This is a genomic window from Rossellomorea sp. NRS-1567, assembly GCF_050467885.1.
In the GTDB taxonomy this organism is placed as follows: domain Bacteria; phylum Bacillota; class Bacilli; order Bacillales; family Bacillaceae_B; genus Rossellomorea; species Rossellomorea aquimaris_C.
Genome location: NZ_JBITPL010000002.1, coordinates 20,097 through 37,766, shown reverse-complemented (window position 1 = coordinate 37,766; position 17,670 = coordinate 20,097). Strand labels below are relative to the sequence as shown.

The window sequence follows — 17,670 nt, the reverse complement described above, 5'->3', positions numbered from 1 at the left end:
AAAGGATGATTATGAGTCGGATTTAATGAAAACGACCATATTAGTAATAAGATTTTCGTTACATAAATTGGAGGCTAATGATCAATGACAAATTGGACGGAATTAGATCACAATGTTAGATCGTGGATAAGGGAAGCCGGAGAAAGAATTCGTCAATCATTCAAGACAGAGTTGAATATTAAAACGAAGTCGAATCGAAACGATTTGGTAACCGATATGGATGAAGCGACAGAGCATTTCTTTACTGAAAATATCCGTAATACGTACCCGGATCACCAAATCCTCGGTGAAGAAGGATATGGCGATGACTTTAAGGAGTTATCAGGTATCACATGGATAATCGACCCGATCGATGGAACGATGAATTTTGTTCATCAACAACGAAATTTTGCCATCTCTATCGGCATCTACGATGGAGAAGAAGGTAAATTGGGATACATATATGATGTCGTCCATGATGAGCTATATTTTGCAAATAAAGGAAACGGAGCTTATATGAATGATGTGAAGCTGCCGGAGCTTGATCCAGTTCCGGTTCAAGATGCCATTGTAGCTTTAAATGCACTGTGGGTGACTGAGAATAAACGGATTGACCGAACAATTCTTGAACCACTCGTGAAGGATGTCAGGGGAACGCGGTCCTATGGATCAGCTGCCATTGAATTGGCTTATGTCGCTTCAGGTAGACTGGATGCTTACTTAACAATGCGCCTGGCTCCATGGGATTTTGCAGCTGGGAAAATTATGATTGAAGAGGTTGGGGGAATTGTAACTGATCTTAATGGGGAAACCCTGAATCCGTTGAATAAAAGCTCGCTGTTTGTAGGAAAACCCGGACTGCACCAAACCATCTTGACTGACTATCTTGAACGAAAGAAATAAAGAAGGGAGACGGGCAATTTCATTGCTTCGTCTCCCCTTTTTAATCTACAATCGTCCTTCATCACGATATTTCTTCTTTGTCTTGAAACCGAATCCCATCACTATAAATAGAAAAATGAAGCTGACAATAGCAAGCAGGATGCTTTGTAAACTGATTGAAATTGCGATTCCCATAAGAGAAACAGCCGCTAATATAGAAAATAATACAAAAATCCATTTAATATTCCCCAAGAAAAAACCTCCAAATAAAATGAAAAAAATCATTTTCCTCTTTAGATTAAAACCATAATAGCTCTTCCAATTAAATTTTACCTATCAATTCGATAATGTGCAATGGGTAGAGTAGACAAAGAGGTATCTCGATGTGATTGAATTTACTATGGAAACTTTTAGTGGGAAGAAAAGGCTTTATGAAATATTTATTAGGGCTTTTCTATATGCTGTGATATAATGGTCTAGTTGAACTGAAATATATTATCTTTAATAGTATAAAGAAATCCAATATTCAGGAGTGGAAATATGAAATTAAGAAATGACCTTAGAAATATTGCTATTATTGCTCACGTTGACCACGGGAAAACGACATTAGTAGACGAGCTTTTAAAGCAATCTGGAATCTTCCGCGAAAATGAAACAGTTTCTGAACGCGCGATGGATTCAAATGATTTGGAAAGAGAACGCGGTATTACAATCTTAGCGAAAAATACGGCGATTCAATATAAAGATTCTCGTATCAACATTCTTGATACACCAGGACATGCTGACTTCGGTGGAGAAGTTGAACGTATCATGAAAATGGTAGATGGTGTTTTACTAGTAGTAGATGCGTATGAAGGCTGTATGCCTCAGACTCGTTTCGTCCTTAAGAAAGCACTTGAGCAAAACCTTACACCTATCGTAGTTGTAAATAAAATTGACAAGCCTTCAGCACGTCCGGAAGAAGTAATCGATGAAGTTCTGGAATTATTCATTGAACTGGATGCAAATGATGAACAGCTTGAATTCCCGGTTGTCTATGCTTCAGCTATCAACGGTACAGCAAGTACAGATCCGGATCCGGAAAAACAAGACGAAAACATGCAGTGTTTATATGATTCAATCATTGAGCATATTCCTGCACCAGTAGACAACTCTGAAGATCCACTGCAATTCCAAGTTGCATTGCTCGATTACAATGATTACGTTGGTCGAATCGGAATCGGACGTGTATTCAGAGGGACAATGAAGGTTGGCCAACAGGTAGCATTAATGAAGCTTGACGGCTCTGTTAAACAATTCCGTGTAACAAAAATCTTCGGTTTCTTCGGATTAAAACGTGAAGAAATCCAAGAAGCAAAAGCGGGTGATTTAATCGCTGTTTCCGGAATGGAAGATATTAATGTCGGTGAAACGGTTTGTCCTGTTGAACATCAGGATCAACTTCCTGTTCTTCGTATTGACGAGCCTACACTTCAAATGACATTCTTGGTGAACAACAGTCCATTTGCGGGTAGAGAAGGTAAATTTGTTACTTCAAGAAAAATTGAAGAACGTTTATTGGCTCAGCTTCAAACGGATGTAAGTTTACGTGTTGAACCAACAGATTCACCTGATGCATGGACGGTTTCAGGTCGTGGAGAGCTTCACCTTTCCATCCTCATTGAAAACATGCGTCGTGAAGGCTACGAATTACAGGTATCTAAACCACAGGTTATCATTAAAGAAGTCGATGGCGTGAAGAGTGAGCCTGTAGAACGTGTTCAAATCGACATCCCTGAAGAATACATGGGTGGGGTAATCGAATCACTTGGTCAACGTAAAGGCGAAATGCTGGATATGGTAAACAACGGTAACGGACAGGTCCGTTTAATGTTTATGGTTCCTGCACGTGGATTAATCGGTTATTCAACGGAGTTTATGACTCTTACTCGTGGATATGGAATCATCAACCACACATTCGACGGCTATCAGCCCCTGCAAAAAGGACGCGTTGGCGGACGTCGTCAAGGTGTACTTGTTTCTATGGAAACTGGGAAAGCATCACAATACGGAATCATGCAAGTGGAAGATCGTGGTATTATCTTCGTTGAATCCGGTACAGAAATTTATGGTGGAATGATCGTTGGGGAACATACAAGAGAAAATGATATTACCGTTAATATCACAAAGCTTAAACAAGCGACAAACGTTCGTTCGGCTAACAAGGATCAAACCGTAACCATTAAAAAGGCAAGAATCATGACTTTAGAAGAATCTCTTGAATATCTAAACGATGATGAATATTGTGAGGTAACTCCTGAATCGATCCGTCTTCGTAAAAAGATTCTTGATAAGAATGAACGTGAAAGAGCAGAAAAGAAGAGCAAGGTGTCACAATAAACTAAGTGAGGGGGAGTAGGAAATGGATGTAACTGAGCGTTTGTCCTTTTTCGCATCCCTTTATCGTGTTGATCAGAACGCGGAAATGGGTATGTGGTTGCTTTATATAACCATAGTAGGGCTCTCAATCTTAGTATATAAGCTCGGTTTTGCGAAGAAACTGCCGGTGATGAAATCAATATTGATTTATTCTTTTCTTATTCTGGGATGTACCGTATTAACGTTTCTGGGTATCTTTTTACCAGTAGCAGAAGGTCTGGTCGTTGCAGCTCTTATCTTAGTGATCTATAAGATTCGACTAACGAACGAGAAGAAAAAAGGCACGTTTTAAGCTGAAAAAAGCTGTAGTCTCAAATGGATGAGACTACAGCTTTTTTCGTTATGTGGATGGACCTCGTGCAGAAGATAGATGATATAGTGGGGGTAAAGACAGAGCGTAGAGGATATGTCCAGCTGTCCATAAGAAAATTGCCTCTCCATACATTAGACCGGGTACATCTTTAATTGCCAGGTACGAAAGAGGGAAATACAGAAACACAGTCGGGACTGTCAGCACAAGGGAGAGAAGCCAAGAGCCACTACTAGAAACTTTCAGCCTCTCCATCATATACACGAACACTACCCCGATCACACATGAAATAACCAAGTGGAACAAAAATTCCATCCATTCAGGCAGGTCTTTATTACCGAACCCAGGGATGAAATCCACATTCAATAACAGGACGTATACCTTGATGCCAGTTAATACTTGCATCCATTTTAGAAATAATCCTAACAAGGTACCAGAAACAAGACCAATAATAGTTCCTGAACCGACTTGTCTAAAAGTCATCTTCTACTTGAGGAGAACGGTAAAACCTGAAATTCCCACTCGACACACGTTCTTCCGTCTTTTCTTTAATACGATCATGACACTTATCACACATATAGGTATGAATGGGCCGGTTACGCAACTTCTTCGCTTGTAAGGAATAATCATCAATACTTTCTATCACTTCACATAGAGCACATTTTACTCTCATACATTACACCTCAATTTGTTCTAATCATAAGTCTAGTCTTTTTAGTATATCATGTAGTATAGTCAAACGCTTTATTTAACTTTCCTGTATGCTTTTAACAATAGAATTTGGTATAGTATAATCAAGGTGAATCACGAATGAAATGAAACACTAACAGAGAAAAAATGAGTCTGCATAAGGGGGGATTGTATGGCTAACCAAGTGGAACCCAGCTTGATTCCTGCACTTTTTGAAGAACTTCAATCAGAAAAATTTGTTACACTCGCGACAATTGATCACCAAACGCATGGACCAAATGTAAGTGCGATCTCTTGGATTTATGCAAAGGACGAACACACCTTGTTATTTGCTGTTGATCAGCGCTCCAGGATTGTTGCAAATCTAAAGAACAATCCACTTGCCGTTGTGAATCTGATAGCAAATGAATCAACCTATTCCATAAGCGGAAAAGCAGGGGTTTCTGAGGAAAAACTGGTAGGAGTGCCTTTAAAGCTGACTCTTGTTAAACTTGCTATCAATGAAGTAAGAGATGTCATGTTCTATGGATCGAAAATATCGACAGAACCTGCCTATGTGAAGACTTATGATAAGGCGGCCGCAGACCGTTTGGACCGTCAAGTAATTGAAGCCATGAAAAAAGCTTAGTACTCTAAGCTTTTTCATGGCTTTTTCTCATTTTGTTAAGTGATCTAAAGGATTATTCAATCTTATCGTAAGTCTGATTTTCCTGTTTTTCCCTAAGTTGTTTCTCTTTGGTGTTATTCATTTTCTTTTTTGGTTCATTCGGAGCATTTTCTGGATCTGCTTGCTTTAACGATCGAGGGATTTCAGGCATTAGCCTGCCGGATATGTCAGCCAGTTCGTTCATAATCCCCTGGACAGGCTCACCCCGTTGAATGTCTTTGCTGATTTCATTCAAACGGGCATAAAGATCCGGGTCAGCGATGACAATGGCTTCTGCACCATATGGGTCTTTTTGAAGAGCTTCTGCTACAGAATATTTGATTGAACCGACTTGTGAGCGCTCAATGTCGGAATCGATATCTATTCCAACAAACGCATATTTACCAAAGACTACAGCTGTTGCGTCTTTAACATCTGGTACACTCGTCGTCAGGTCAACTAAATGCCTTGAAATTTGCTGTCCTGATTTTCGTTCAGCATGTTGGATATTGCTATCCTGAACAGTGATTGGTTTACTGTTGTTACTGTTTGAATCATTATCATACCCGACCTCATTCTTATTGGCGCAGGCACCAAGAATGATGGTTACCACAAGTAGAGAGATGAGTTTAAACATGTGAATACCTCCCGATTTAGAATCAATATCTTTTCTTATTGTGTAATTTTCTTCTATCTTTATACGTTTATTCATATATTTTAAGAAACGGGCCGTCCTATTTGAGTAGCTGGGAATAACCGGATCAACATTGGCTACATACAATAGTAATAAGAAATCAGGAGCAGGAGGCATCGATTTGAATAAAATTTATGTATTAGATACCAATGTCTTATTACAAGATCCACAAGCCATCTTTTCGTTTCAAGATAATGAGGTGGTTATACCTGCAGTCGTTTTAGAAGAAGTGGACTCCAAAAAGCGTTATATGGATGAAATCGGAAGAAACGCAAGACATGTATCGAAGCTGATAGATAATTTACGGCAACAAGGAAAACTTCATGAAAAAATTCCCCTATATACGGGAGGATCACTAAGAATTGAACTAAATCACCGCTCATTTCAACAGCTTCAGGAAATATTTTTAGAGAAAACAAACGATAACAGGATTATTGCCGTAGCAAAAAACTTATCTCTCGAAGAAGAAGCGAAAAAGGATGGAAAATCGGTCATTCTGGTTAGTAAAGACACCCTCGTTCGGGTAAAGGCTGATGCGTTGGGATTACAGGCAGAGGATTTTCTGAGTGACCGGGTCATCGAGGTAAACGATATTTACACAGGTTTTATTGAACTGTACACAGAGAGAGAGTTACTCGACAAATTTTATGATAAAGGTGAACTGACCCTTACCGATATAACGAAACAACGATTTTATTCCCATCAATTCCTCATTATGAAGGATGCTCTCGGAAGCTCTGCTTCTGCACTTGGAATGGTGGATGCATCAGGACTGAAAGTGAAGAAGCTGGTCTATGATCAAGAGCATATGTGGGGAATCAAGGCCCGCAATGTTCAGCAAACAATGGCAACTGAACTGTTACTGAGAGATGATATTTCGCTGGTCACCATGATTGGAAAAGCCGGGACTGGAAAAACCCTGCTTGCTCTGGCCGCAGGTCTTCTTCAGACAGAGGACTTCAATAAATTCAATAAATTGCTCGTGGCTCGTCCAATTGTCCCGGTAGGTAAGGATATTGGTTATCTTCCAGGGGAAAAACAAGAAAAGCTCAGACCTTGGATGCAGCCCATTTTCGATAACCTCGAATACTTATTCAACACGAAGAAGCCTGGTGAGCTGGATGATATCCTCGCGGGTATGGGCTCAATTGAAGTGGAAGCTTTAACTTATATAAGGGGGAGAAGCATTCCAGATCAATATATCATCATTGATGAAGCCCAGAACTTAACGAAACATGAAGTGAAAACGATCTTAACCAGGGTGGGAGAGCGAAGTAAAATCGTTTTGATGGGAGATCCAGCTCAGATCGATCATCCATACCTGGATGAATACAATAATGGCTTAACGTATGTGGTAGAAAAATTTAAAGATCAAAAACTGGCCGGGCATGTTAAGCTCATGAAAGGTGAAAGATCGGGTCTTGCTCAACTTGCTGCTGATCTTCTTTAATACGACCGTATTTTAAACACAATAATAACGTATGAAAAAACCGGTTCAGGGGTTCCTGAACCGGTTTTTTTCGACACTGCGCTTTCTTGATGTTCTTATTCTACCCGAAAGGCTCTTACATCGGTAATGGGGGTTTCTCTATTTGATCCGTCTTTATAGTAGATATGAACGGGGCCATTTTCCTTTAGTGGCTTTCCGTCTTTTGAGAACCCGATGAGTAATTGATCTGCGTGTGCAAGATCCATGCGATGTTCATCCGTTTCTGTTTCAATCACAAGAGATGCTGCATTCTCAAGAGGCTCCGCATTTGTAAGAAAAGGTGCAAACGGAATAGCGAATGATCCGTTTAGAATTCTTTCCTTTTCATACTTTTTCTCTGTCTTAAGTGTAGGGGGATAGGTTGCACCTTCCTGAATTTCCCGTGACCAATGCTTGGACACGGCTTTTGTATATTCTTCCAATTCGTCGATCGTCTCATTTTTTTCATCAAAATATGTAGTTAAATCCACTTTTCGATCATCAAATATCCAAACGCCGGAATCCAGAGTTATTGTGAATTTCACCTTACCTTTTATGGGTACTATGCTTTCCAATTGAGACTCCTCCTCTCGCTGATAGTTTCAGTATATCTGTTATTTAAAGGTTTGTCACACAAAGCTGAAAGCATTTTCAACGTTTTCAATCGGTGAAAGTAGGGAAACTAAAGGTAGGACTAAAGGAGATGATACTATAGTGATTAGAACTCAGGAGCTGTTGGAAGAATTAGTGGAGAAAGCAAGACCTTTTTCAGCTGAAGGAAAGGTTGCAGATTATATACCTGCATTAAAGGATCAAAACCCAAGTGACTTGGCGATAAGTATATATACTCTGGAAAATCATTCTTGTTATGCAGGAGATCATTTAAAGAAGTTCACACTGCAAAGTATATCGAAAGTCATCACTCTTGCTCTTGTCTTAATGGACTATGGGGAGGATCATGTCTTCTCCAAGGTTGGCATGGAGCCTACTGGTGATCCTTTTAATTCCATAGCGAAGCTCGAAACACATAAGCCCTCCAAACCCCTTAATCCGATGATCAACGCTGGTGCACTCGCAGTTACGAATATGATTAAAGGAAATACAGGAATGGAAAAGTGGGAACGATTAATAGAGTTCATCAATCATATGACCGGGGACAAGGTATCATATAATGAGGATGTGGCTTATTCAGAACTTCAAACAGCCAATTTAAACAGATCGCTTTGTTATTATATGAAGCAGCACGGTGTGATTACCGGAAATGTCGAAGATTTACTTGTTCTCTATACAAAACAATGTGCGGTGGAAATGAGCTGTGTCGACCTTGCTAAGATGGGGGCCGTTTTTGCCAATGATGGCGTTGACCCTGAAAGCGGGCGCGAAATTATTACGAGAGATGTTGCGAGAATTTGTAAAACGTTCATGGTTACGTGCGGGATGTATAATACTTCCGGTGAATTTGCCATTAAAGTGGGTATTCCGGCGAAAAGTGGAGTGTCAGGTGGAATCATGGGTGCTATTCCCGGGAAGTGTGGAATCGGTATCTTTGGTCCTGCACTAGATCATGTCGGGAATAGCAGTGCAGGGCTAAAGCTTCTTGAAATGCTCAGTGATGAATATTCCTGGAGTATATTTTAACGAAGGGTCACGACATGTCACATAAGGGTATGTTTTTTTAGAGAGTTTTCGGATAGGCGTTTGTAAAAGAATTTTCTTGAGGATCCCTCCGAAATAATAATTCGAATTTCTGTCATAGAATCCCGGGGAATACACTTATTTTTCTTGCAATTTCTCTGATTTAACGATAAAATTTTAAGACAGGAAAGCTATTTGTTCGGAATGGGGGGATCACTGTGGCGTCAGAAATGACAATTAATCATCGAGAAAAAGCCTATGAACTGCTAAAGGCCGACGCAGAAAAGATTTTACAACTTATTAAAGTACAAATGGATAATTTAACGATGCCCCAATGTCCTCTTTATGAGGAAGTATTGGATACCCAAATGTTCGGATTATCTCGTGAAATAGAATTTGCAGTCCGTTTAGGATTAGTAGATGATCAAGATGGAAAAGAGCTGATTGATTCTTTAGAAAGACAACTTTCTGCCCTTCATGAAGCATCTACAAAAAAGTAAAATAGTCATGACAACTCAAACAATACATAGATCTGTTGTTTGAGTTTTTTTGTTACAGTTTCTGACTGGTTGGGATTAATTTAAATGATATAAGAGAAAAAGGATTGAAATGTCATGATTAAAAAAATAGCAAAGTCCTATGATTATTCGTTAATCGCTGTATATGTATTTCTTTGTCTGTTTGGTCTGGTAATGATTTATAGTGCGAGTATGGTCATGGCTGTAGAACGATTTGGTTGGGAAAGTGACCATTTCTATAAAAGGCAGATGATCAATATTCTTATCGGGTTCTTTGCCTTTACGATAGCAGCTTGGTTTCCATACAAAGCATTCCAAGTGGGGAAAATAATCAAGGGACTCATGTTTATCGTTATCGGATTATTAATTGGGGTCCATATTTTCGGTTATGAAGTAAACAACGCAAAAAGCTGGATTAATTTAGGTTTCATGCCCATTCAGCCATCGGAGTTCGCCAAGCTTGCCGTCATTATTTATCTTGGCTCTGTATACTCCAAGAAACAGGCATACATAGATGATTTTAATAAGGGCCTTGCCCCGCCATTACTATTTTTAGGTTTTATATGTTTTTTAGTCTTTTTAGAGCCTGACTTTGGTACGGCGGCTATCATTTTCGCCATTGGAGCAATCGTTATTTCCTGTTCAGGGATCAGTTTTAAAACATTCTTCAAGCTGGCTGGTCTGGGAGTAGGTCTGTTGGTCGTACTGTCACCGGTCATATACCTGGCAAGAGGCTTTATTTTTACGAGAGAAAGACTTAGCAGGATTGAAGCGTATTTATCACCGTTTAAATATGCCCAAGGGGAAGGCTACCACTTGGTGAACTCATACCTTGCCATTGGTTCTGGAGGGGTAAAAGGGCTTGGATTAGGGCAGAGTGTTCAAAAACTGGGTTATCTTCCTGAGCCGCAAACGGATTTCATTATGGCTATCATTGCTGAGGAATTGGGTGTATTCGGTGTAAGCTTCGTCATACTCGGACTTTCTTATATCGTGCTTCGGGGGATATATACGGGAGTTAAATGCCAGGACCCGTTTGGAACCATGCTGGCCATCGGAATATCCAGTATGATCGGTATTCAAGCCTTCATTAATTTAGGAGGGGTATCGGGACTAATTCCGATTACAGGTGTCCCACTTCCATTCATCAGCTATGGAGGATCATCACTATTAGTGCTATCTTTGTCGATGGGTGTCCTTGTGAATGTGTCGATGTTTGTAAAATATGAAGAAAAATATAAAATAAAGAAGGAAAATGGCTATCCTTCGGAGAATATGGATAATAGCAAAAAAATATATGGTGTAAAAATGTAGGTCACTTTGATAGAGTATCTAAAACTCTAAGTCTAGGGTCTGCCCCCTAAGATACTTCTTTATTATCTTTCGGGTCAGCCCTTTTTTCATAGACTGCTTTACAAAGATTTTCAATCATGAATAGCCTAAAGGAGAGAGTGTATTGAAGAAAATTAAAAAAGTATTAGTAGCAAATCGCGGTGAAATTGCCATCCGTGTGTTTCGTGCCTGTACGGAGCTTAATATTAGAACCGTCGCCATTTACAGTAAGGAAGATTCGGGAGCATATCATCGATATAAAGCTGATGAGGCCTACCTGACAGGAGAAGGAAAGAAACCAATTGATGCTTATTTAGATATAGAGGGGATCATTCGAATCGCAAAGAACGCCGATGTCGATGCCATCCATCCCGGTTATGGTTTTTTGTCCGAAAATATTCATTTTGCCAGACGATGTGAAGAAGAGGGTATTACCTTCATAGGGCCTCATTCAGAGCACTTAAATATGTTCGGTGACAAAGTAAAGGCACGTCATCAGGCTCAATTAGCGAATATACCGGTTATTCCTGGAACAGATGGCCCCGTAGAGACTTTGGAAGAGGTCATTGCCTTCGGGAAGGACCACGGCTTCCCGATCATCATCAAAGCTTCATTAGGTGGCGGAGGACGGGGAATGCGTATCGTCCGTAACCTGGAAAGCTTAAAGGAAGCGTACGAGCGCGCTAAATCTGAAGCAAAAGCAGCTTTTGGTAATGATGAAATTTATGTTGAGAAATTTGTTGAGAACCCTAAACATATAGAAGTTCAAATTCTTGGGGATGAAGACGGCAATATTATTCACTTATATGAACGAGATTGTTCCATCCAGAGACGTCACCAAAAGGTAGTTGAAATAGCACCATCCGTATCTTTGAGTGATCAGTTGAGAGAGGATATTTGTGAGGCAGCCGTCCGGTTGATGGATAAAGTAAAGTATGTGAACGCAGGGACGGTTGAGTTCCTGGTTGCAAATGAGCAGTTCTATTTCATCGAGGTAAACCCTCGCGTTCAAGTAGAGCATACGATTACGGAAATGGTTACCGGAGTGGATATCGTTCAATCGCAATTAATGATTGCCGAAGGTCATGCACTACATAGTAGTAAGCTTGGCATACCTGTTCAAGAAGAAATCCGGACAAATGGGTTCGCGATTCAATCCCGTGTGACAACAGAAGACCCATTGAACAACTTTATGCCTGACACCGGGAAGATCATGGCTTACCGTTCAGGCGGCGGATTCGGGGTTCGATTGGATGCAGGTAACGGGTTCCAGGGAGCCGTCATTACTCCATACTATGATTCCCTTCTTGTTAAACTGTCCACGTGGGCTTTGACATTTGAACAAGCTGCATCCAAAATGGTCAGAAATCTTCAAGAATTTAGAATACGTGGAATAAAGACGAATATTCCTTTCCTCGAAAATGTCGTTAAGCATGAAAACTTTATAACAGGTAAATACGATACATCCTTTATTGACACGACACCTGAACTGTTTATTTTTCCGAAACGAAAAGACCGTGGCACGAAGATGCTTTCTTATATCGGAAATGTAACCGTGAATGGTTTCCCGGGAATCGAGAAGAAGAAAAAGCCTGTATTTTCGAAGCCGAGGATTCCGGCTCTTGACTTGAAACAAGACTTTAAACCTGGGACAAAGCAAATTTTAGATCAACATGGTGCCGAAGGGTTGGTCAATTGGGTCAAGGAACAAAATTCAGTGCTCCTGACTGATACAACTTTCCGGGATGCTCACCAATCCTTACTGGCTACGCGTGTCAGAACAAACGACTTGAAGCAAATTGCAGAACCGACATCTCACCTGCTTCCTGATATGTTCTCCTATGAAATGTGGGGAGGGGCAACGTTCGATGTAGCCTACCGTTTTCTAAAGGAAGATCCTTGGAATCGATTATTAACAATGAGAGAGGACATTCCCAATGTTCTATTCCAAATGCTGCTGAGAGCTTCAAATGCCGTTGGATATAAGAACTACCCTGATAATGTCATTAAAGAATTTGTTGAGAAATCAGCATTCGCAGGTATTGACGTCTTCAGGATATTTGACAGTTTAAACTGGGTTAAGGGGATGGAAGTAGCCATTGATGCGGTAAGGCAAAGTGGGAAAATCGCCGAGGCAGCCATTTGTTATACAGGGGACATTGAAGATCCTACCCGGACCAAATATAGTATTGATTACTATAAGAATCTGGCAAAAGAGTTAGAAGCAAGCGGAGCACATATTTTAGCGATTAAAGACATGGCGGGGCTCTTAAAACCACAGTCTGCCTACCGACTTATTTCAGAACTGAAAGATACGGTCAGTCTGCCTATCCACTTACACACCCATGATACAAGTGGAAACGGTATATACACATACGCAAGAGCCGTTGAAGCAGGTGTGGATATTGTCGACACAGCCCTTAGCACGATGTCTGGATTAACATCTCAACCAAGTGCCAATACACTTTATTACGCCTTGAAAGGAACCGAAAGAGAACCGAATGTAGATATTCAATCACTGGAGACTCTTTCCCACTACTGGGAAGACGTTCGAAAATACTATACAGACTTTGAGAGCGGCATGATGTCTCCTCATTCAGAGGTTTACAAGCACGAAATGCCCGGGGGACAATATAGTAACCTTCAGCAGCAGGCAAAAGCTGTAGGATTGGGTCATCGCTGGGAAGAAGTAAAAGAAATGTATGCAAGGGTCAACCACCTCTTTGGGGATATCGTAAAGGTTACTCCTTCATCAAAAGTTGTTGGGGATATGGCATTGTTCATGGTTCAGAATGATCTGTCAGAGAAAGATGTCATCGAAAAAGGGGAAAAGATTGATTTCCCTGATTCAGTGGTTGAGTTATTCGAAGGATATCTGGGTCAGCCCCATGGCGGATTCCCGAAAGACTTACAAAGCGTGATTCTGAAAGGCCGCACTCCATTAACCGTCCGACCTGGGGAGCTCCTCGATGACGTAGACTTCACAGCACTCAAAGAAAAGCTCTTCGAAGACCTGCAACGCCCTGTCACTAGTTTCGATGCTCTTGGATATGCTCTATATCCTAAAGTGTTTATGGAATACGCACATACAATGGATCAATTTGGTGATATTTCCGTTCTCGATACGCCTACTTTCTTATTCGGAATGAGACTTGGTGAAGAAATCGAGGTTGAAATTGAAACCGGGAAAACACTTATTGTCAAGCTCGTTTCCATTGGCCAGGCTCAGGCAGATGGTACACGAATCGTCTACTTTGAACTGAATGGTCAGCCACGTGAAATTGTGATAAAAGATGAAAACATTAAGTCGACAGTGGCAACCAAGATGAAAGCTGACGCTAAAAATGAGACTCATATTGGTGCTTCCATGCCTGGAACCGTGATTAAGGTAATTGCAGAAAAAGGAGAGGCGGTTGAAAAAGGGGATCATTTAATGATCACCGAAGCCATGAAAATGGAAACGACCGTTCAAGCTCCGTTTGCAGGGGTAGTGAAAGACATCTATGTGCAAAATGGTGACGCCATCAGTCCTGGTGACCTATTAATAGAAGTTCAAAAAGCATAATAAAAAAGGATTCCGGTCATGACCGGAATCCTTTTTTATTATGCTTTCAGCTTACTTCTTGAAATGAGCAGGATAAAGTAACAGAGTAATCCAAATAGACAAGAGATGATCAAAGCGTGCAATAAAGCGATTCCCAAGTTTAATCTTGTGAACACCACGAGTGCTCCGGACATGACTTGAAGGGATACCAGCGTAAATGCGATGATCCATCCCCAATAAATAACCTTTTGGTGCTTATGCTCTTTAATCGCAATATATGTGATATAGGCAATCCATAAGAAAATGAGTCCTGCTGCTGTCCGATGCCCCATTTGAATCCACTCATAGAGATTGGAGGGGAGACCCGGAGAAGAGTTAACACATAACGGCCAATCTTTACACACTAAGCTCGAATCCGTGTGTCTGACTAAAGCACCGGTATAAACAACAATATAACTATATAAAGTGACTCCTATTGTATGGAATCGCATACGTTTATTAATGACCAATGAGTTAGCATCAAATTTCTGATCGACTTCAAAAATCAGAAGTGTTAATAATAGAATTGAAGCAAATGATATAAGAGAAATCCCAAAATGCAGGGCAAGTACGAAGTCCGATTGCCCCCAGAGTACAGCGGCAGCTCCGATTAAACCTTGCAATACTAAGAAAAAGAAAGAGAGTGCAGCAAGGAATTTTGTTTCACGCTTATATCCAATCGCTCTCCATGACCATATCGATAATGCCAATACTAATAATCCTACACCACCGGAGACAACCCGGTGTGCCAATTCTATGACAAGCTCGAACGTTATATCGCTTGGAATCAATTGTCCGTTACATAGTGGCCAAGATCGTCCGCAGCCCATACCGGATTCGGTCTTCGTTACCAGGGCTCCACCCAATAGAACAAATAACATACCAAGAGTAGTGAGAACGGCAAGCCACTTTAATCCTTTGTGGACACCTTTATTATGCAATCTATTCACCTTCTTAATTAATAGACTCTACACACTTTCTAAATTATAAATATAGTAGAAAAATATATATGCCCCTACGATAATACATAAAAGGTCAGTAAAACTCAACCGATAAAATGTTACAGAATTATGAGCATGATATATATTTATATGAAGAGAATAACTATTAGTAGATAATGACTAATTTGCAGAAAAACAAAATCTGTAAGCGCTTAGCTTCGTTTTATGGTATGATGGGTTTAAAATGTTTGTAGAAATATGAAGAAACGTCTGCGTTTTTCTTTCTTCACAATTTCTTCACATTATTGTCTAATTCTCCCCCCCATAGGAAAAAATATATGGTTTAATATAATATTGATAGCATATATACTATTTCTTATCTGTGCATGAATTAACAGATGGATATAGAAATAGTGAATCATTTCCTATATAGTATAGAGGTGGTAACTGGCCTCTGGCTTTTTATAGAGAGGAGGAAGAGAATGTCTAGTCGAATGATGACTAACACTCAAGAAGCAGATTTGACAACCTCAACTGCTTGGAAGGATTTTTTAGCACTAATCAAAATTGGTATCGTTAATTCCAACTTAATTACTACCTTTACAGGTATGTGGTTAGCTTTTTACTTTACTAATACACACTTTCTAAATTCTCTTGATACGATGTTCCTGACATTGATAGGTTCTTCCCTTATTATCGCAGGTTCCTGCTCCATAAATAATGTGTATGATCGAGACATCGATCCTCTGATGGAACGTACGAAGGGACGTCCTACCGTAACAGGTAAAATCAATGCACCCAAAGCATTGTCTTTGGGATTAATTATGATTGCAGTGGGAATCATAATGTTATTTATGACCACCGTCACTGCAGGTGTGATAGGAATCATTGGGGTATTTAGTTACGTTGTATTATATACAATGTGGTCTAAGAGGAAATACGTAAGTAACACAATTGTAGGAAGTATCTCAGGTGCGGTGCCACCACTAATCGGTTGGTCAGCTGTAGATGCAAATCTGGATATCATTGCATGGGTTCTATTCCTGATGATGTTTATCTGGCAGCCGCCTCATTTCTACGCTTTAGCGATGAAGAGAGTGGAAGAATACAGAGCAGCGAATATACCGATGCTTCCCGTAGTAAAGGGATTTGCTACAACAAAGCACCATATCGTTGCATGGGTTGCAGCTTTACTGCCACTGCCATTCTTCTTGATGGATTTAGGAATGTTCTTCTTTATCCTTGCAACAGCCTTTAACATTGGCTGGCTCGCACTGGGACTCGCAGGTTACAAAATGAAAGATGATATTAAGTGGTCAAAACTTATGTTTGTCTATTCACTAAATTATTTAACTATCTTGTTCGTAGCGATGGTTATCGTTACCGTACTATAAGATTAGTGGGAATTCTTTCTGATAAGAAATCCAAATAGATATTTTTTATGAGTCCTTGTTTTATTCAAAAGTATATTACATGAAAGAGGGGTTTGATTAAGCTATGAAAGCAAGGCTATCTAAGTGGCGCTTATTCTCAATTGTAGCAATGTTAGCGCTAGTTCTTTCTGGTTGTGGAGAGCCATTTCTCTCCACATTACAGCCAGCTGGTGAAGTAGCACAGTCACAATATGATTTAATGATACTGTCTACATTAATAATGGTATTAGTAATCATTGTAGTAGTCATCGTCTATATGGTAGCGATTATTCGTTTCCGTAGAAAAAAGGGAGATACTACTATCCCGAAACAAGTTGAAGGAAGTCACACACTTGAAATCGTGTGGACAGTCATTCCAATTATCCTTCTTCTTATCCTGGCTGTTCCGACCGTAACGTCTACTTTCGAATTAGCTGATACAAAGGCTATGGATAAAAAAGACGCAGATGGTAATCGCGAAGCTTTAGTTATAAACGTTCGCGCAAACCTTTACTGGTGGGAATTTGAGTATGAGGATGAAAAAATCATCACTTCACAGGATTTAGTTGTACCAACCGATCAAAGGGTTTACTTCAATGTTACAGCTTCTGACGTTAAGCACTCTTTCTGGATTCCAGCTGCTGGAGGAAAGATTGATACAAACGTCGACAACGTAAACACATTCTTCCTTGAATTTGATGGAGAAAAGTCTAAAGATGCAGGCGGATTATTCTACGGAAAATGTGCTGAGCTATGTGGACCTTCTCATGCTTTAATGGACTTTAAAGTAAAAGCGCTTCCTAAGGAAGAGTTTACGGCATGGGTAGAAGATATGAAAAATGCAGGAGAACCTAAACCATCTTCTGATTTAGCACAACAAGGACAAGAAATCTTCAACCAAAAATGCTTAAGCTGTCACGCAGTATCACCTCAGGATGGACGTCCGGAATCAGCTCGTCTTGCTCCTAACTTAGCAACATTTGGTGAGCGTACTCGAATCGCAGGTATTCTGGATCACAACAAAGAAGAGCTGAAAAATTGGCTGGTAGATCCTGAACAGTATAAGCCAGGTAACAAAATGACAGGTACATATGGTAACCTGCAGGAAGACGAACTTGATGCCCTTGCAGAATATCTGATGGGATTAAAAGTTCAAGATTAA

Annotated in this window: 17 protein-coding genes; 11 read left to right on the top strand and 6 right to left on the bottom strand. The window is 40.2% G+C overall.

Annotated elements, in window-relative coordinates; genetic code table 11:
- Positions 1-84 precede the first annotated feature (84 nt).
- Positions 85-882, top strand: coding sequence for an inositol monophosphatase family protein (locus ACIFOD_RS01865; protein ID WP_430313270.1), 798 nt, complete (start codon positions 85-87; stop codon positions 880-882).
- 45 nt (positions 883-927) lie between these two features.
- Here ACIFOD_RS01865 and ACIFOD_RS01860 read toward each other — a convergent pair whose 3' ends face one another.
- On the bottom strand, positions 928-1,113 hold the full coding sequence (locus ACIFOD_RS01860) for a YlaF family protein (protein ID WP_113968358.1): 186 nt from the start codon (positions 1,111-1,113) through the stop codon (positions 928-930).
- Positions 1,114-1,401: 288 nt separating this feature from the next.
- Between ACIFOD_RS01860 and typA the strand changes: the two genes are divergently transcribed.
- Both typA and ACIFOD_RS01850 read left to right on the top strand, forming a co-directional pair.
- Complete coding sequence (gene typA, locus ACIFOD_RS01855; RefSeq protein WP_397553896.1) at positions 1,402-3,240, top strand: translational GTPase TypA; 1,839 nt, start codon at positions 1,402-1,404, stop codon at positions 3,238-3,240.
- Positions 3,241-3,262: 22 nt separating this feature from the next.
- Complete coding sequence (locus tag ACIFOD_RS01850) at positions 3,263-3,571, top strand: YlaH-like family protein (RefSeq protein WP_113968356.1); 309 nt, start codon at positions 3,263-3,265, stop codon at positions 3,569-3,571.
- A gap of 48 nt (positions 3,572-3,619) precedes the next feature.
- On the opposite strand, the gene ACIFOD_RS01845 is transcribed toward ACIFOD_RS01850, so the two are convergent.
- On the bottom strand, positions 3,620-4,072 hold the full coding sequence (locus tag ACIFOD_RS01845; RefSeq protein WP_430313269.1) for a hypothetical protein: 453 nt from the start codon (positions 4,070-4,072) through the stop codon (positions 3,620-3,622).
- Positions 4,062-4,262 carry a YlaI family protein gene (locus ACIFOD_RS01840; protein ID WP_397553898.1) on the bottom strand — a complete coding sequence of 67 codons (201 nt, stop codon included), beginning with the start codon at positions 4,260-4,262 and terminating at the stop codon, positions 4,062-4,064. Before ACIFOD_RS01840 ends, ACIFOD_RS01845 begins: the two co-directional genes overlap by 11 nt.
- A gap of 189 nt (positions 4,263-4,451) precedes the next feature.
- Between ACIFOD_RS01840 and ACIFOD_RS01835 the strand changes: the two genes are divergently transcribed.
- Entirely contained in the window at positions 4,452-4,907 is a 456-nt protein-coding gene (locus tag ACIFOD_RS01835; RefSeq protein WP_397553899.1) for a pyridoxamine 5'-phosphate oxidase family protein, read from the top strand.
- A 52-nt stretch (positions 4,908-4,959) separates the two neighbouring features.
- Here the strand turns inward: ACIFOD_RS01835 and ACIFOD_RS01830 are convergent, their stop codons facing one another.
- On the bottom strand, positions 4,960-5,562 hold the full coding sequence (locus tag ACIFOD_RS01830) for a YhcN/YlaJ family sporulation lipoprotein (protein WP_397553900.1): 603 nt from the start codon (positions 5,560-5,562) through the stop codon (positions 4,960-4,962).
- Positions 5,563-5,740: 178 nt separating this feature from the next.
- On the opposite strand from ACIFOD_RS01830, the gene ACIFOD_RS01825 reads away from it, so the two are divergent.
- Positions 5,741-7,069: a PhoH family protein gene (locus ACIFOD_RS01825; RefSeq protein WP_113968351.1), complete on the top strand. Its 1,329-nt coding sequence runs from the start codon at positions 5,741-5,743 to the stop codon at positions 7,067-7,069.
- Between the two features lie 95 nt (positions 7,070-7,164).
- Here ACIFOD_RS01825 and ACIFOD_RS01820 read toward each other — a convergent pair whose 3' ends face one another.
- Entirely contained in the window at positions 7,165-7,662 is a 498-nt protein-coding gene (locus tag ACIFOD_RS01820; RefSeq protein ID WP_430313268.1) for a peptidyl-prolyl cis-trans isomerase, read from the bottom strand.
- A 136-nt stretch (positions 7,663-7,798) separates the two neighbouring features.
- On the opposite strand from ACIFOD_RS01820, the gene glsA reads away from it, so the two are divergent.
- The 4 genes from glsA (at position 7,799) to pyc (ending at position 14,137) form a co-directional block, all read left to right on the top strand.
- Positions 7,799-8,725 carry a glutaminase A gene (glsA, locus tag ACIFOD_RS01815; protein ID WP_397540915.1) on the top strand — a complete coding sequence of 309 codons (927 nt, stop codon included), beginning with the start codon at positions 7,799-7,801 and terminating at the stop codon, positions 8,723-8,725.
- 215 nt (positions 8,726-8,940) lie between these two features.
- The gene (locus tag ACIFOD_RS01810; RefSeq protein WP_113968349.1) at positions 8,941-9,222 is read left to right on the top strand and encodes a YlaN family protein; all 282 of its coding nucleotides are present in this window, start codon (positions 8,941-8,943) and stop codon (positions 9,220-9,222) included.
- 114 nt (positions 9,223-9,336) lie between these two features.
- Complete coding sequence (locus ACIFOD_RS01805) at positions 9,337-10,554, top strand: FtsW/RodA/SpoVE family cell cycle protein (protein WP_397553903.1); 1,218 nt, start codon at positions 9,337-9,339, stop codon at positions 10,552-10,554.
- A 142-nt stretch (positions 10,555-10,696) separates the two neighbouring features.
- Complete coding sequence (pyc, locus tag ACIFOD_RS01800; RefSeq protein WP_430313267.1) at positions 10,697-14,137, top strand: pyruvate carboxylase; 3,441 nt, start codon at positions 10,697-10,699, stop codon at positions 14,135-14,137.
- Positions 14,138-14,175: 38 nt separating this feature from the next.
- On the opposite strand, the gene ACIFOD_RS01795 is transcribed toward pyc, so the two are convergent.
- The gene (locus tag ACIFOD_RS01795; protein ID WP_262371621.1) at positions 14,176-15,096 is read right to left on the bottom strand and encodes a COX15/CtaA family protein; all 921 of its coding nucleotides are present in this window, start codon (positions 15,094-15,096) and stop codon (positions 14,176-14,178) included.
- 482 nt (positions 15,097-15,578) lie between these two features.
- Between ACIFOD_RS01795 and cyoE the strand changes: the two genes are divergently transcribed.
- Together cyoE and coxB are read left to right on the top strand one after the other, a co-directional pair.
- Positions 15,579-16,490: a heme o synthase gene (cyoE, locus tag ACIFOD_RS01790; protein ID WP_397553905.1), complete on the top strand. Its 912-nt coding sequence runs from the start codon at positions 15,579-15,581 to the stop codon at positions 16,488-16,490.
- Positions 16,491-16,593: 103 nt separating this feature from the next.
- Positions 16,594-17,670 (top strand): cytochrome c oxidase subunit II, encoded by a 1,077-nt coding sequence (coxB, locus tag ACIFOD_RS01785; protein WP_397553906.1) that lies wholly within the window; start codon positions 16,594-16,596, stop codon positions 17,668-17,670.